Origin of the sequence: Bacillus sp. 3103sda1 (assembly GCF_024159135.1) — a bacterium.
Lineage (GTDB): Bacteria > Bacillota > Bacilli > Bacillales > Bacillaceae_G > Bacillus_A > Bacillus_A rhizoplanae.
In genome coordinates this window covers 1,667,149-1,683,532 of record NZ_JAMYWS010000001.1, presented here as the reverse complement: position 1 = coordinate 1,683,532, position 16,384 = coordinate 1,667,149, and the positions used below count along the sequence as shown (strand labels likewise).

Here is a 16,384-nt window from a genome sequence, read left to right as displayed (position 1 = left end):
GCAAAAATGATTTACATGTTATGACCTAATTTAAAGTCATTCCTTATTCAACTATCCTGGTAAATACAATATTAATGTTACTTTAAAATTGCAAAATTAATTTGCCGCTTACCAAGTTCTACTGTAAATAAAACAGGACGTATCACTGAAAATATTATGATTAACTTGAAATCATTTTAATTTTTCAAATACATTTTTGCGAGTATCATGACCATACATATAATCAAAAAATACCTATTTATTGCAATAACCTTCTACGTTTTTAAGCAAACTACATTTAATATTAAATTCGCGTATCTAGAAAGGAGAAAATATGACAGCATACATCGCAGAAGTATTTGCCACCGCTTTACTTGTCATATTAGGAAACGGTGTTGTTGCAAATGTTCATCTAAAAGGAGCAAAAGGACACAAAACAGGGTGGATGGTGATAGCTACCGGTTGGGGGTTCGCAGTTGGAATCCCCGCCGTTATCTTCGGCGGTATTAGCGGAAATCATATTAATCCTGCCTTTACCATTGGTTTGGCGCTTAACGGCAAATTTCCATGGGAAAAAGTTGTTCCCTACATCACGGCACAACTTACCGGTGCATTTATTGGCGCTGTCATTGTTTGGGTGATCTATAAACCTTTTATGGACGATACAGAAGATGCTATAGAAGTGCTAGGTTGTTTCGGTTCTGTCCCTTCATACAAAAAAACATATCTTAACGCATTCTTAACGGAATTCATCGGTACGTTTATACTTATTTTTTGTGCATTAGGAATCGTAAATTCTCCTCTTATGGGAAGGGAACATCTAACCGCTCATGTAGTCATTGGCTTTTTAGTATGGGGACTCGTTCTTTCAGTAGGAGGTCCAACTGGCCCTGCTCTGAATCCCGCCCGTGACATTATGCCCCGTTTGGCTCATACACTTTTACCAATTAAAGGGAAAGGGAGCTCACATTGGAATTATGCATGGGTACCTATTGTTGCTCCAATTTTTGCCTCTATTATAGCCGTATACACCTATTTTCATCTGTTTAAATAATAGATAAAAATTAATAATACACAAAATGAAAAAAACTGCAAAAATATAAAAACAGCCTAAATTCATTTCTCATGAAATAATTTTTTGGTCTATACTTACTCCGCAAACTCCTGCTAAACAACACATTGCCGGTTCATAAATTTAAATTTTTCTCATCTTCCCCTCCCCTTTCTATACACAAGAAGCCGAGAACAAGTTCTCGGCTATGTTTTTGATTACTCACCTGTTTCCGCAAATTTCTTAATACTTGTACCAATTTCATCACGCACACGTTGAAACGCTGACCAATCTTGTCCTACTAAATCATCAAATCCCCAATGTTCATGTTTAACATTATGAATAAGCCTTTTTCATTTAAAATCCCATCTATGTCTAGCCATTTGTAGTCAAGAACGAAACTTGTTGACCGTATAATATTTTTTACATTTCTCTTACTCTGCTGTAATTGTCAAAAGTTACTTCTCTTCCATGCGTTTGTATTACTCCTAGCTGGATTTCTACTTTCCCCTCGCGAATTAAGCGTTTCAATTCAAATCCAAAAATAGGTTTAACGAAAGTTTTCAGACTTTTTTAAAAATATTTTGACACACATATTAGCCAATGCTAATATGAATGAAGAATAAACATATTAGTAATGACTAATACGAGTGGAGTGAATACAATTGTGCAATACAAATGATTTAGATATAAAAGCCAAATTTATTCGTGGCTTTGCTGATAAAACAAGGCTTCAGATTCTTCAGTGTATGATGGATGGTGAAAAAACGGTATCTGAAATTGTAGAAATTATCAAAGGAAATCAGTCCAATATATCCCAACACCTGAACTGTTTAAAAGGATGTGGCATTATCCTTGGAAGACAAGAAGGAAAGTACGTCTACTATTCTTTACGAAATGCGCAAATCGAACAGTTACTCACGATGTTTGATGTTGTATTTCATGAAGTACAGAACGAGGTAGCATCATGTGATAAAAACGATGCTTGTTTATCTCAAAAGGGAGAGAATTGTCATGACAGATAAGAAAGAGAAACAGGCGAGTTGTTGTCAAACTTCTTCGTGCAGTGACTCTTCACCAACTCCTGTTAAAGAAGAAGTAGTAAAGGAAACATCATCATGTTGTTCTTCTAAAAAAGAGATTCCAATTGTTCCCGTTACTAAAAAAACTTCATGCTGCAGTAGTAACACTGATACTACAAAAACAGAAAATGACTCTTCTGATTCTTGTTGTGAGTCTAAATCGAAAAACGTATCTTCATGCTGCTCTTCTACCTCCACCACACCAAAAGAAGAAGTAACACCAAAAACCTCTTCTTGTTGTAGTAATAGTTCATGTGAAGACAACTCACTTCGTGACACTCCGAAAGTAACAGGAGATGGTGTAGAAACGTACCTGGTCGGAGGCATGGATTGCGGCGCTTGTGCCTTAACAATCGAAAAACATCTACAAAACGTGGCAGGTGTGAAAGAAGTTCGCGTAAACTTCGCTACCGGAAAGATGCATATTCGTCACGACCGAAATGCAGAGGACATTATAAAAGAAGTGTCAAACGCAGGATTTGAAGCCTCCTTGGCAGGAAAGCGTAGAGGAGCAACACCATCTTCAAAATCTAAAGATACAACTTTGATTCTCTCAGGATTATTTTTAGCTTTTGGATTTTTTGGTGGATTTGCAAATACACCGCCCCTGCTTATTACAATTTTCTACGCAGCCAGTATCCTAATTGGAGGATATAAACCTGCAAAAAGTGCTTTTTACGCCTTAAGAAGTAAATCACTGGATATGAATGTTCTCATGACATCTGCTGCATTTGGTGCTGCGCTAATTGGACAGTGGTTAGAAGGAGCAACGGTTGTTTGGTTATTTGCATTAGGGGCAACATTACAAAACAAATCTATTGAACATACGCGTGAATCAATTCGTGGGCTTATTGATTTAGCACCTTCAGAAGCATGGGTGAAAGTTGGAACAGAACTTACAAAAAAATTTGTAGACGATATTACAATAGGTACAACAATTGTCGTAAAACCAGGTGAGAAAATCCCATTGGATGGCACAGTTATTGAAGGTACTTCTACCGTGAACCAATCACCCATTACAGGTGAGTCTATTCCAATCGATAAACAAACTGGCGATTCTGTCTATGCAGGAACAATTAACGAAGAAGGTTCCCTATATATCGTGGTAACCAAACTCGTCGAGGATACCACTCTTTCACGGATTATACACCTTGTTGAGGAAGCGCAAGAAAAGAAAGCACCGACCGAAGCGTTTGTCGATCGTTTTGCAAAAATCTATACACCAATTGTCTTTCTATTAGCACTTGTCGTAATGGTAATCCCTCCTCTCCTTGGGATGGGAGCATGGATGGAGTGGATTTATAAAGGATTAGAACTCCTCGTTATCGCATGTCCTTGTGCTTTGGTCATCTCTACCCCTGTCGCAATTGTATCTGCTATTGGAAATGCTGCGAGAAACGGTGTACTCATCAAAGGCGGGACAGCTTTAGAAGTAGCAGGTTCGTTAAATGCTATCGCATTTGATAAAACAGGAACATTGACCGAAGGAAAACCAAAGGTAATGCACGCGAGAAGTCTAGATTGTTCTGAAATTGAGTTACTGTCTATTGCGACAACAATCGAAGAATACTCCAACCATCCAATCGCAAGAGCAATCACAACATATGCAAAAGAACAGCAAATTCCCGCTCAAGAAGGAACGGACTTCCGTACAATTATAGGAAAAGGTGCACAAGTAAACATCAAAGGGGAAACCTACTATGCTGGAAACGCTACCCTATTCTATGATTTAGGTGTCTCACTTCAAGTGTGGAAAGAACCAATTCAAGAAATGCAACAAATTGGTCAAACGGTGATACTTATTGGAACAAACCGCTCTATTCTAGGGATGATTTCCGTAGCAGATTCCATTCGTTCGAACACTTATCAAACCATTAAGGAGTTAAAACAAGCAGGCATTCAAGAAACTGTTATGTTAACAGGAGACAATAAAGGAACAGCTAAGCATATTGCACAGAAAGCGGAAGTAGATCGTTATTTCGCTAATTTACTACCAGAAGATAAAGTTCATTCAGTGAAACAACTTCAATCCGAAGGTAAAACGGTAGCAATGATTGGAGATGGTATTAATGATGCCCCTGCCCTTGCCACAGCAAATCTTGGTATTGCTATGGGCGGTGCAGGAACCGATACTGCAATGGAAACAGCAGATATTGTATTGATGGCAGACAATCTTGAAAAACTTCCTTATACAATGAAGTTAAGCCGTAAAGCATTGCACATTATTAAACAAAACATCTGGTTCTCATTAATTATTAAATTTATCGCTCTTGCCTTTATCTTTCCAGGCTGGCTCACACTTTGGATTGCTGTACTTAGTGATACAGGTGCTGCACTCCTTGTCATTTTAAATAGTATGCGTTTACTACGAAACAAGTAATCTGTTAAGAGGCTATCATATAGCCTCTTTATACATAATGAAGAAATGAAAGGGGATACATATGAAAAAAGTTCGTAACATCACATTACTGATGATTGTCAGCATAATCGTATTTTTAAGTGCATGTGGAGACAAACAATTAGAAAACTCATTGAATTGGAAAGTAGAGAAGTTTTCGTATACCGATCAAAACGGAAAACCTTTTGGTCTTTCGGACTTAAAAGGAAAAGTATGGATAGCAGACTTTATTTTCACAAGTTGTGAAACGGTTTGCCCACCTATGACAGCCAATATGACAAAACTTAAAAACATGTTGAAAGAAGAAGGAATCAAAGATGTAGAATTTGTTTCATTCAGTGTAGACCCTACTGTGGACAAGCCAGAAAAAATGAAAGAGTTTATGGAACGCTATGATACCGATATGTCTAATTGGCACTTTCTAACAAACTATACACAAGAAGAAATCACTACGTTTGCCAAGAATAGCTTTCAAGCATTTGTAGATAAACCAGCAAGTACAACACAAGTCATTCACGGAACAAAACTCTATCTTGTAGATAAAAACGGAACTGTTGTAAAGAGCTACTCAGCTCTTACCGATACACCGTATGAAGAGATTATTCAAGATATTAAAACGATTCGTTAATCGATAATGAAAAATAACTGAAGGAACGGAATATTATATATAGCATATCAAAAAAGGAATCATAACATTGATTCCTTTTTTGATAGTTCTATTGACATTGATGTGTACGATATACTATAAAGTTATATCCCCATTTGATGTAGTATTTATTATTACAAGTTTAGAAATCTATACACTTCATGACTAAGCTATCCTTTTTCTGCATTTGCCTTAGTCATGCTTATGTTTATCTTTTTTATCTTTATCTTTACCTTTGCCTTTTTTCTCTTTATCTCCACCATGACCTGAGTTTTCATTATCATTTCCTTCATTATCACCCTGTTCCGGATTTTGAGCTTCCGGTGAAACAACTGCGGATGGCGCCACGGATGGTGCCGCTACTGGTGGTGCCGCTACTGGTGGCGCCGCTGCTGGTGGTGCCGCTACTGGTGGCGCCGCTGCTGGTGGCGCCGCTGCTGGTGGAACAGCGTCAGGACTAACCCCATTAATGTACAGCTCATTATTCTTTTGATATACGCTGCTCGGCTGCTGAAATCTGGATGTGTCTGTTCCTAATGCTTGAATCATTGCTTTAAAAATAAGGTGTGAGATTTTTGTTGTATCTCCAAGCATATAATTCCCTGGGCCATTCTTCGCATAGCCAGTCCAAACAGCCATCGTGTATTGTGGTGTATAACCGGCAAACCAACTATCATTTGTTGCTTTAGATGGATAGCCGAACTGACTGAGTGTCTTGTCGTCAAAGTTTGTTGTTCCCGTTTTCCCTGCAATATCAAGACCCGGTACATTAGCTGCTGTACCTGTTCCGTTAGAGGCATTCACTACACCACGAAGCATATCGGTAATCATATAAGCCGTATAGTCATGCATAACGCGTTTGCCTTTCGGCTTAAAACTTATTTCTTTACCGTCTGAGAAAACAACTTTTGTAACGAAATGCGGTTTTGTATACACACCATCGTTTGCAAATGCACCATATGCTCCTGCCATTTCAAGAGGAGACACAAGGTTACTTCCAATTGCGTAAGACTCATAAACCTGATTACCAGAAAACGTAATTCCAAGTGATTGTGCAAACTCTTTTGCTTTATTCAAACCAACTTTCTGTAATGTCTTCAAAGCTGGAATATTCCGTGACTCTACTAAAGCGTTCCGCATAGACATAGGACCTTTATAATCCGTATAAGCGTTTCGAATGGGTTTTCCATTTGAGTAATGATACTGTTCGTCCACAAGTTGGTGGTACGTTGACCATTTTAAATTTTCAATCGCCGGACCATAATCAAAGATTGGTTTAAACGTCGAACCTGGTTGACGGTTTATATCAATAGCGAAATTATTTCCTCGAAATGTTGCTTTATATTCATTGCGGCCACTTCCAATGGCACGCACTTCACCCGTTTTCGAATCCATAAACGTAAAAGCTGCCTGGAAACGGTCGTTCGGATAACTCACAATATCTTGCGTATTTATGATTTTATCGGCATACTGCTGTGCTTTCGGGTCGAGTGTCGTATAAATTTGAAGACCATCCGTACCGATATTGACGTCTTTCACCTTGTCTTCAACTTCTTTTGTTGCAGCATCCAAAAACGCTTCATACGGCATACCTTCTTGATTGGTTTTCGGAACAATACCTTTCGTTACCGGAACCTTCATTGCATCCTGCATTTGTTGCTCTGTGATATATCCTTGTCTATGCATAGATTTTAAGACAAGGTTACGGCGCTTTGTCGCTGCTTCTTCGTTTTCCGGTTTAGACGGATCGTAGTTATTCGGACTTTGCGGTAGTCCTGCCAACATAGCAGCCTGCGGAAGGGTCAATTTTTTCAAATCATTCGCTTCAATACCGTAGTAATTTTTGGCTGCGGCAGCAACGCCGTAAGAGCGGTTTCCAAGATTAATTTTGTTCAAGTACATTGTTAAAATATCATGCTTGGAATATTTTTGCTCCAACTTATACGCCAAGTACCATTCCTGTACTTTTCGTTTTAACGTTTTTTCAGGAGACAAAAATGAGTTTTTAATAACTTGCTGTGTAATGGTACTTCCGCCCTGAGATCCGAAGTCCCCAGTCAAGTTTTCGAAAATTGCTTTACTCGTTCGTTTTATGTCTATACCATGGTGTTCATAAAAATGAGAATCTTCTGTAGCAATGAATGCCTGTTCCAACACTTTTGGAACTTGATCATACGTGATTTTTGTTCGTTTTTCCTTTCCATATTCATAGATAAATTTTCCGTCTTTATCATAAAACTTCGTCGATAGTGGGTCCACCAATTTTGAAGCCTCTATTTCGGGAGCATCCTTAATCATATAAAAGAAAATAACGACTCCTGCTCCTACTAAACTGATGCCAATCAGCAAACAGACAAGTAAGATCTTTTTCAAAAATGATCCTTTTTTAGAGGTCTTTCCACTTCCTTGTTGTTTTTTCTTTGTTTGTTTTCGTTCCTCACGAGAACGATACGTTTCTGACATTATTCTTCTCTCCTACGCTTCGTTTACTTATGAAAGTTGTAGACCATATTAAGTAAGCCCTTTTGTTAGCTTACTATCTACTAAATTATGAGTATTATATTTGACCTAACACTTTCTCATCTATAACGCGTACATAACGTACTAAATAAGAATTTATTATATAAGCCCCTTCGTCACTTTTCGCAACAAAAAACTTGTCGTGTTCTATCTTTTCTAAAACTTCTTGTATAACCTCTTCCTTTTTAACATCTAATCCTTTTATTATTTTTTCTCTTTTAATATCATTATCCAAAGTATAGCAAACAGTAAATTCCTTCAAGTTGAATCTCCCTTTCTAATACGGTTTCCAGTATTTTTAGTAGAAATGAATTTCTATTTATACAGGCCCGTATATGCGTAAAATTTATATACTACATACGCACGTAGTTGTCGCTCAATTTTGTTTTTCATAGACTTCACAAATAAAATAAGCTTCCACCTATAATTATTTCGTAAGGAACCTTATTTTTAAGGGGGTCAAAAAAGTTTTTTCAAAAAAACTTTTATAAGGTGAAACTTCCATCAGTGGTTTTTTTCTCCCACACTGATGGTTAGTTGAACCAATCGGGCTTTTACGGCCAGTTATCCCCCACCTATCTCCTTCGCTTTTCTCTAAACCTTGAGGTGGGGGGCTTACTGTCCGTTAATGCGGGATAAATTTCCTAGTTAAGTCAGGAGTTCTTATTATAAAAGAATTCGCACAATTAGGGGAATTGCATTACTAAAAAGCGAAGAAAATGGTGGGAATCGTTGTCACTTTATTATCCGAGATTACACTTTATGAAAATCTCAAAGAATACCGGCAAAATACAAATTCTTAATCCAGAAGTAAATGGGACAGTCAAATTAATTTCTCCTCAAAATCGAGAACTCCCCCCTTCCGAAAGACTATTTTATGATTTTGTAAGACGTTATTTCTCATTACTTTCAAAGCATCAGTTTTCAGATTTTATATAAGCCTAATCTGCAAAAGAACCTGTGTGTACATACTCTTTTTGTACACACAGGCTCTTTACATTCTTTATTTCAAACTTTCAATAACCAAAAGCTACTAAACAATTTTACCTGCAACTTCCTTACTATCAATTGGAGCGACGCTAATTCCGGTCGTTTCTTCAAAATCATATAAACTCGTAGGCAAATCAACAAAGCGTTCCAATTCATTATAGGCTGGTATACCATGATATGACATATCAAGCCCCTCTTCCTCTTCACGTTCACTCACTCGGAAGCCAACAGTTTTTTCGGACAACTTCGCAATAAAGATACCACCTAAAATCCCCCAAACACTAACTACTATCGCTCCTAATAATTGTACAGCTAGAAGCGAAAAATGACCTGTTGTGAGAAGACCGTCCGACATATCAAATAAACCAACAGCAATCGTTCCAAACGCACCATTGAACCCGTGTACAGCAACTGCTCCAACCGGGTCATCGATTTTCCAATTATCAATTAGCAGCGTAGCATACATAACAATCAATCCACTTATAATACCAATAATTACAGCACTCCACTGCGAAACAAATGCGCCTCCGGCCGTAATTGCCACTAAACCGGATAATACACCATTAATCGTCATACTCGGATCAGCTTTACCGTACTTTTTCAACGTCATTAATAAAGCAACTGTGCCACCGCTCGCTCCCGCTAACATAGTATTAATAGCTATCGGCGCAAGCATTGAACTAGAAGCATCAAGAGTGCTTCCTGCATTAAAACCGAACCAACCAAACCATAAAATAAACGCTCCAGACGAAGCTAACGGGATATTACTAGGTGCAAAAACATTGGCACTACCGTCCGAATTAAACCGTCCCTTTCTCGGTCCCAATAGCTTCGCCATCGCTAATGCAGTAAATCCACCTAACGCATGGATAGCAGCTGATCCAGCAAAATCTTTCATTCCTAATTTAGCCAACCAACCATCACTGTTCCAAATCCAATGACCTGAAATCGGATAAATTAACAACGTTACTATAGCGACTGTCAAAATATACGCCTTAAAATTCATCCGTTCAGCTACCGCTCCTGAAATAATGGATACACAAGCAATCGCAAAACCCATTTGAAATAATACAAAAGCAGCACTAGGCAACTCTATTCCTAGAGATATTTTTTCAGGACTACCAAACAAATTCATACCAATCATTCCGAAAGCATCTTTTCCAAACATAAGACCAAAACCAAGCATCCAAAAAACTAGGGCCCCTACTGTTAGATCCACAAAAATCTTCATCGTTACATTCACAGCATTTTTCGTTCGAACCAAACCCGCTTCCAGCAAACTAAATCCGCCTTCCATAAACAAAACCATTGCCGCAGCTATTACAACCCATACAGTATTTAAATACATCAACTTCATTTCATTCCCCTCCTCTCTCAGCTAAATCATCTATACTCAAGTCCATCTTCCCTGTCCGTATGTTATAAGCTTCCAAAATAGGATAAACATAAATCTTACCATCACCATCTTCACCCGTTTGGGCAGAAGTAATAATAGCCTTTATCGTCCTTTCCACCATATAGTCTGAGAGAACGATTTCAAGTTTTATTTTCGGATGAAGAGTAACTTTATAATTTCTTCCACGATACACCCCTTGTGCATCCCTTTGTTTCCCTCTTCCTACAACCTGAGATACAGTAAATCCTGTAATCCCAATGTTTTTCAACTCTTTAATCGTATCCGTTAACCTTTCGGGCCTTATAATAGCTTCAATCTTTTTCATCCAGCACCCTCCCATGTAAGGTTTTCTAACATTAGTTGAAATAAATTATAACAACAAAAGAAAAGATGTCAATCAATTGTTAGAATATTTTTTCAATATCCTTATTGAGCGGAGAGAAAAAATAAGTCCACTGAAATATGTAGGCGGATTATTTGTAATCCTAATAAAGTGAAACTTCCGTCAGTGGGGGTTTTCTTCATCCCCCACCTATCTCCTTTGCTTCTCTCTGAATTTTGAGACGGGAGTCTTACTGCCCGTTAATGCGGGATAAACATGTACTTCATTTCATTCGTTCCCCGATAAAGCAGACACATAAAGGAACACCACCCGCTCTAACAGATGGTGTTCCTTTATGCAACAGTTTACAGCTCATGCAATCTTCAAGTCTACCTCAACCAAACCTCTTCTTAGTAACCCGTACGAATAATAAGGATTTTTAATGCAATAAAATACGTTTATATTACTACTGGATACATCATCTCCTATTCCTTTGCTAAATGCCACTTAATAATATGCCCAGCATGCGTAAGACCTCCCCCAAATCCATACAGTAAAAGAGTGTCTCCATTTTTCAGCTTTCCTTCGTCCATACCGATGTCCAATGCTAATGGAATGGAGACAGAAGAAGTATTTCCCATGTATTCTACACTAGTTAAAGTTTTGTCCAGTGGGAAACCTGATCTTTCACATATAGATTCAATCATTCGTAAATTAGCACTATGTGGAACAAACCAATCCACTTCATCCAGTTGTAACTCCGCTTGATATAATAATTCTTTAATCCCAATTGGTAGCGTCCGTGCCGCCCACTTATATACTTCTCTTCCGTTTTGAACCATCTTTCCATGTGTTCTCAATGGATTTCCAAACATGGTGGTAGATAAATTCGTCCGATATACATGCATGCCCCCTTCCCCATTTGTCCCAATATGGGTAGCTATAAAACTAGACAATTCTTCATCCTTCTCTACTAAGACAGCCGCAGCTGCATCTCCAAATAAGATACATGTAGTTCGATCGGTATAATCTGTTACTTTAGATAAGGTTTCTGTCGTTATAACTAAAATCTTGCGATGAAGACCAGATGTAATCAAACCATTCGCCAGATGTAATCCATATGTAAAACCAGCACAAGTTGCATTGAGATCAACAGCGCCTGTATGTTGAATATTAAAATACTCTTGTATTTGGCAAGCTACACTTGGAAAAGCGTAGTCAGGTGTAGTTGTTGAAACTAGAATACAATCCACGTCAACAAGATTTTTATGATAACGTTCCACTAAATTTTCAATGGCTTTAAAAGCTAATGTAGAGGCATATTCGTTATCACCAGCAATTCTTCTTTCCTTCATTCCAGTTCTTTGTATAATCCATGCATCATTTGTATCTACTATTTTTTCTAAATCATCATTGGTTAGCTTTTTTTCGGGTACATAGGTACCAATAGCTGTAATTCTTGCTTTTGATTGCATACATTTATCCCCCTTTACTATTTTTACACTTAGTTTTATAATTAGATAATAGTACTAGGTACTAATTATTGTCAATATTCAAACATGTAATTTTAGGAAATTAACATAACTAAAATATCTAGCTACGGTATAAAGGAGAGACATTCATGTTCAATACTCAACAAATTAAAGAAATTATTCCACATCGTTTCCCCCTTTTATTAATTGATCGCATTATTGAAATAGAAGAAGGAAAACGCGCAGTTGGAATCAAAAATGTTACGACTAATGAAGGATTTTTTGCTGGTCACTTTCCTGACTATTCAGTTATGCCCGGTGTCCTGATTGTGGAAGCTTTAGCACAAGTAAGTGCAGTTATTATGCTTATGAAAGAAGAGAACCATGGAAAGCTCGGTCTTTTTGCCGGTATTGACAATTGTCACTTCAAAAAACAAGTTCGTCCCGGTGATCAGCTACGTTTAGAAGTGGAGATGACGCGTGTTCGTGGTTCAATTGCAAAAGCTCATGCTATTGCTACAGTAGATGGAGAAATCGCTTGTAAGGCAGAAGTTACATTTGCTCTTTACGATAATAAATAAGAAAACCCTCTTGCAAACGCAAGTGGGCTTTCTTATTTTCCTTAAAATGATTCGCTATTTTCTATACTCTACTTGTTGATATGACAAGGCGTAGATGTAGCTTTTGTTTCATTCGTTTTATTATGATCTATATACAAACATATACACATTATCAATAAAATACTTACTACTGCATATGAAAAGATTTTCTTTTTCATACTATTCTCCCTACGCTATAAATAATCCATATTAGCCAAACCATTTTTTCAAAACCGGAACTCTCTTTATTACTAACCAATCAAGCGCCAAAGCTACAAACAGTGAAATGCCCACTAAAGGGAACAAAATCCCTAGTATGATAATAAGCACTACTGCACCTTTCATTAATTTGAAATTCTTCGGCAAAAAAGGCGCACCTAATGTACCAGACGGCTTGCGTTTCCACCACATCATACAGCCTGTTACAGCAATTCCGATTAATACAAGACAGATTACAAGATCCAACAACTGATTTGCTAGGCCAAAATAATGCCCTTCATGCAGCGCAATCCCGATAGAAATCGCTTTAGCCAATATTCCATAATCCGCAAAACGTAAATCTGCCAATATTTTGCCGCTGTACTGATCGATGTGCAAAGTTGCTTCCACTTCCGGTTTATCAGGCTTAACGGAAACTGTATACACACCTTTTTCTCCCTTAGGAAATGTGATTGAATATCCATCCTCTAAATGATTTTTTTCTGCTATTTTCATAATGTCTGCCACTGTAAGAGAGGCTGCTTTATTTCCCTTAGACTCCGGAACTGGTAATTTTTCTGCTGCCCAAGGTACATCCGCCACCGCTTTAGACGGAACAGTCGACTGCGGCAAATTACCGTCCCATAGTCCTGTTGGGTATCCCGTTTCTGTAGTCGTTGCGATTTTATTAATATAATCTCCCCATAACCCGGACCAAGGAAGTCCCGTCAGTATGAATATAGAAATGAACAGTGAGAACCAGAAAGCCGGAATGGAGTGTAAGTCACGTAACATCGTCCGTTTTCCTTTAGTGAATCTTGGAATCAATGTACCAAAGATTGATTTTTTATTGCGCGGCCACCATAAATATAAGCCAGTAATCAACAAAATCATAGCCCAGCAAGCAGCCATCTCTACAATACGATCTCCCGTCGTTCCAATCATAAGCTCGCCATGCATCCGTTCCACTTCGCTCATGAATTTCTCTCCGTTCTTTAATCCCCCTAAACTCTTACCATCATGTGGATTTACGAATATCGTCATCAGGACTCCCTTATCTATAATTCCTACTTCTGCTGAACGATCTGATGTAAAGGATGGCTTGTACTTTGTAATAGAAGCATCCGGATACGCTTTTTTGACTACTTCTATTTGTTCTTCAGCAGTCAATTTTTCTTTTTCCGCCTGTACATAGTAATAATCTTTGTATATGATGTTTTCAATTTGTGGTTTAAATAAATAGATGATACCTGTAATTGTCAATAAGATTACAAAAGGTGCAAAGATGATACCGGCATAAAAATGCCAACGCCATACAGCTCGATACAAAGATTGCGCTTTTGAAACTTCCAACTGAGTTGCATACTTTTCTGCAGAATGATTTACCGTTTGTCGTTTTGCAAACATATTCTATTTTCCCCCTAAATGATACTTGCTCTTCCCTTTTCGTATAAACATGTAAGATTATAATTCTGATTTTTAATATATCGAACATATGTGAACATTTTGTGAGAATTTTTCAAACTTATTTGTAATTCTTCTTAAAACTTTGACTAGAACGGGTTACAGGTACTCATCCCCCACCTATCTTCTTTGTTTTCTCTTAATCTTGAGATAAGGCGCTTACTCCTAGTTAATTCTGGATAAATTTACATACTGTTCAAAGCAAAAAATAAGACACCTCTCACTATGCAGAGAGGCGCCTCTATAATAAATCCATACATGTTACTTACTTAGTTAATCTTTTAAAATTTCTTCATAAGGAACATTGGCTTCACTCAGCATAAAAACTCATAATCCTAACAATACAAGAAGCCAATATAGAAAATGTAAACCAACTTAGTCGTTCTTGAAAAAACATCATATCTAACAAGTTAGATTTCTGTTACTAGTTGCTGAAATTCGCCCATATCCAATAGTGGAAAAATCTTCGTTTCCACCATCCCTGGTAATTTGCCCGCTAAATCAATTTTCTTTACTGCTAATATGTCAGGTGCTTCAAAAGTGATAACCATATCGTATTCACCTACAATGGCATAAGCAGTTAAAATACGTCCACCGAATCGTTCATAGTTCTTATGTAAATTAGAAAAACGTTCACTAATATTTTTTATATTTACATTTCCTTCACGATTAAACTTTGCTAGAAGTATATATTTTTGCATAAAAACCTCCTCTTATTTAATAGGAATAAAAACAGCTAAGACTATATTCATTACTCAACAAAAATATTAAATTATCATTCTCCTCAGGTGAATTCCTTCTACTTTACATACTTCCCATTAAAGGCACTACATGATGATGCACTTCTTCTTTATTAATGAAAGGACATATAAAGTGAAACTTCCATCAGTGAGGGTTTTACTGCCCGTTAATGCGTGATAAACAAACATCAATCAAACTGACGAATACTCGGAACAGATAAAGCAGACAGGACCACTACAATAGCCGCAATCGCTAAAATGATGATAGTCAAAATACCACCAATTATATTAGCCAACCATCCAACTATCAAATACCCTATCGGTAATAGTGCAAAGGATCCAAGCATATCGAGACTAACAACTCTACCAAACGCTTCTTCCGGCACAAGTTCTTGCAAACTCGTTTCCCAAATTAAACCGAAAATCATAATGCCAAACCCTTCAAGAGCCATTAATCCAATTAATGCTGGTGCCCATGAGACAAAAGGCATTATTAAAAGCGCCAATCCACTAATTAAAACACCACCATAAGCCAATAAACCACGTTTATGCCACTCCTGTTTCCCTCCAAAAATAAGAGCAGCAACAACTGCACCCCCGCCAGAAAATGCCATTCCGAGGCCGTAAACAAAAGGTTCAAAGTGATGATGAATATTAAATAACCAAGGAATTAAGACGACTACAATACCTGCGTGACAAATATTAATAAACGAAAATGCTAAAATTGTAATCCATAACCACGGATGGCTTTTTAATACTACAATTCCTTCAATGAAATCTTTTTTTAGGTTCACTTTATTATCTGCCCTGTCTTGCGCTTTTTTTGCTGTCAAATCCCTCAAAAATAGTAAACACATAAAAGAAAGCAAATAAGTCAATGCATCTAAACCAAAACCGATACCCGCTGATGCGATGGAGACAATGAGGCCCCCAAGTGCCGGACCAATTAAACGTACGCCTTGGCTGCTCATCTGGGTTAATGCGTTAGCCGCATTCCGAATTTCTGGCACAAACACTCTTGCTCGAACTGCTGAATAGGCTGGTTGAAATAACCCTTCCATAAGACCATACATCGCTACTAATACATATAAAATATGGATCGTTAAAGTATCAGTAAACATGAGTATTGCTAGCGTTGTCATTAATATCCCTCGAACAATATCGGTAAATAACATCAATTTAATACGGTTAAGGCGATCTACAATTAATCCTGAAAATGGTAAAATAAGTACATTTGGAAGCATATACATCGCCATTGTCATCCCCATAACGACTGTCGAGCCTGTTAATGTATATACAACCACCGGAAGAATAACCATTGTAATAGAACTTCCAAGAACTGAAAAGAGCTGCCCGATCCATAAAAAAGTAAAATGACGTGATTTTGTAATAGGTAATAATAAATTACTTATATAATTTGAATTTTTTTGTTCTTGTATCTCTATCTCTCCTTGCATATGTCCCCTCCTTACCTAAAATAAAACAATACTGCATTCCATTATAACATTTAAATGTGATAATTTTCTA

The 16,384-nt window shown here is 37.5% G+C and carries 14 protein-coding genes and 1 pseudogene; 5 read left to right on the top strand and 10 right to left on the bottom strand.

Annotation, left to right across the window (positions count from 1 at the left end):
* Positions 1–313 precede the first annotated feature (313 nt).
* Positions 314–1,033 (top strand): MIP/aquaporin family protein, encoded by a 720-nt coding sequence (locus NKR74_RS08485; RefSeq protein WP_253629227.1) that lies wholly within the window; start codon positions 314–316, stop codon positions 1,031–1,033.
* A gap of 69 nt (positions 1,034–1,102) precedes the next feature.
* Here the strand turns inward: NKR74_RS08485 and NKR74_RS24080 are convergent, their stop codons facing one another.
* Both NKR74_RS24080 and NKR74_RS08480 read right to left on the bottom strand, forming a co-directional pair.
* Positions 1,103–1,174 carry an arsenic metallochaperone ArsD family protein gene (locus NKR74_RS24080; RefSeq protein WP_375337694.1) on the bottom strand — a complete coding sequence of 24 codons (72 nt, stop codon included), beginning with the start codon at positions 1,172–1,174 and terminating at the stop codon, positions 1,103–1,105.
* Positions 1,175–1,248: 74 nt separating this feature from the next.
* Positions 1,249–1,368: pseudogene (locus tag NKR74_RS08480) on the bottom strand (arsenate reductase); the annotation flags it as partial.
* 327 nt (positions 1,369–1,695) lie between these two features.
* Here NKR74_RS08480 and NKR74_RS08475 point away from each other — a divergent pair.
* The 3 genes from NKR74_RS08475 to NKR74_RS08465 all read left to right on the top strand — a co-directional run bounded on the left by NKR74_RS08475 (position 1,696) and on the right by NKR74_RS08465 (position 5,138).
* Positions 1,696–2,055, top strand: a complete 360-nt coding sequence (locus tag NKR74_RS08475) for an ArsR/SmtB family transcription factor (RefSeq protein WP_253629226.1) — start codon at positions 1,696–1,698, stop codon at positions 2,053–2,055.
* Entirely contained in the window at positions 2,045–4,492 is a 2,448-nt protein-coding gene (locus NKR74_RS08470) for a heavy metal translocating P-type ATPase (RefSeq protein WP_253629225.1), read from the top strand. Before NKR74_RS08475 ends, NKR74_RS08470 begins: the two co-directional genes overlap by 11 nt.
* A gap of 61 nt (positions 4,493–4,553) precedes the next feature.
* The gene (locus NKR74_RS08465; RefSeq protein WP_253629224.1) at positions 4,554–5,138 is read left to right on the top strand and encodes an SCO family protein; all 585 of its coding nucleotides are present in this window, start codon (positions 4,554–4,556) and stop codon (positions 5,136–5,138) included.
* Positions 5,139–5,348: 210 nt separating this feature from the next.
* Here the strand turns inward: NKR74_RS08465 and NKR74_RS08460 are convergent, their stop codons facing one another.
* The 5 genes from NKR74_RS08460 to NKR74_RS08440 form a co-directional block, all read right to left on the bottom strand.
* On the bottom strand, positions 5,349–7,619 hold the full coding sequence (locus NKR74_RS08460; protein ID WP_253629223.1) for a transglycosylase domain-containing protein: 2,271 nt from the start codon (positions 7,617–7,619) through the stop codon (positions 5,349–5,351).
* Positions 7,620–7,713: 94 nt separating this feature from the next.
* Positions 7,714–7,938, bottom strand: a complete 225-nt coding sequence (locus tag NKR74_RS08455) for a hypothetical protein (RefSeq protein ID WP_098310539.1) — start codon at positions 7,936–7,938, stop codon at positions 7,714–7,716.
* A 771-nt stretch (positions 7,939–8,709) separates the two neighbouring features.
* Complete coding sequence (locus NKR74_RS08450) at positions 8,710–10,023, bottom strand: ammonium transporter (RefSeq protein WP_253629222.1); 1,314 nt, start codon at positions 10,021–10,023, stop codon at positions 8,710–8,712.
* Between the two features lies 1 nt (position 10,024).
* The gene (locus NKR74_RS08445) at positions 10,025–10,387 is read right to left on the bottom strand and encodes a P-II family nitrogen regulator (RefSeq protein WP_253629221.1); all 363 of its coding nucleotides are present in this window, start codon (positions 10,385–10,387) and stop codon (positions 10,025–10,027) included.
* A 482-nt stretch (positions 10,388–10,869) separates the two neighbouring features.
* Complete coding sequence (locus tag NKR74_RS08440) at positions 10,870–11,859, bottom strand: ketoacyl-ACP synthase III (protein WP_253629220.1); 990 nt, start codon at positions 11,857–11,859, stop codon at positions 10,870–10,872.
* A 146-nt stretch (positions 11,860–12,005) separates the two neighbouring features.
* On the opposite strand from NKR74_RS08440, the gene fabZ reads away from it, so the two are divergent.
* Positions 12,006–12,437, top strand: coding sequence for a 3-hydroxyacyl-ACP dehydratase FabZ (gene fabZ / locus NKR74_RS08435; RefSeq protein WP_253629219.1), 432 nt, complete (start codon positions 12,006–12,008; stop codon positions 12,435–12,437).
* 228 nt (positions 12,438–12,665) lie between these two features.
* Here the strand turns inward: fabZ and NKR74_RS08430 are convergent, their stop codons facing one another.
* From NKR74_RS08430 to NKR74_RS08420, 3 genes are all read right to left on the bottom strand, one after another.
* Positions 12,666–14,060, bottom strand: coding sequence for a PepSY-associated TM helix domain-containing protein (locus tag NKR74_RS08430; protein ID WP_253629218.1), 1,395 nt, complete (start codon positions 14,058–14,060; stop codon positions 12,666–12,668).
* Positions 14,061–14,527: 467 nt separating this feature from the next.
* Positions 14,528–14,818 (bottom strand): GYD domain-containing protein, encoded by a 291-nt coding sequence (locus tag NKR74_RS08425; RefSeq protein ID WP_098310535.1) that lies wholly within the window; start codon positions 14,816–14,818, stop codon positions 14,528–14,530.
* Positions 14,819–15,045: 227 nt separating this feature from the next.
* Positions 15,046–16,314 carry an MFS transporter gene (locus NKR74_RS08420; RefSeq protein WP_253629217.1) on the bottom strand — a complete coding sequence of 423 codons (1,269 nt, stop codon included), beginning with the start codon at positions 16,312–16,314 and terminating at the stop codon, positions 15,046–15,048.
* Positions 16,315–16,384: the final 70 nt, after the last annotated feature.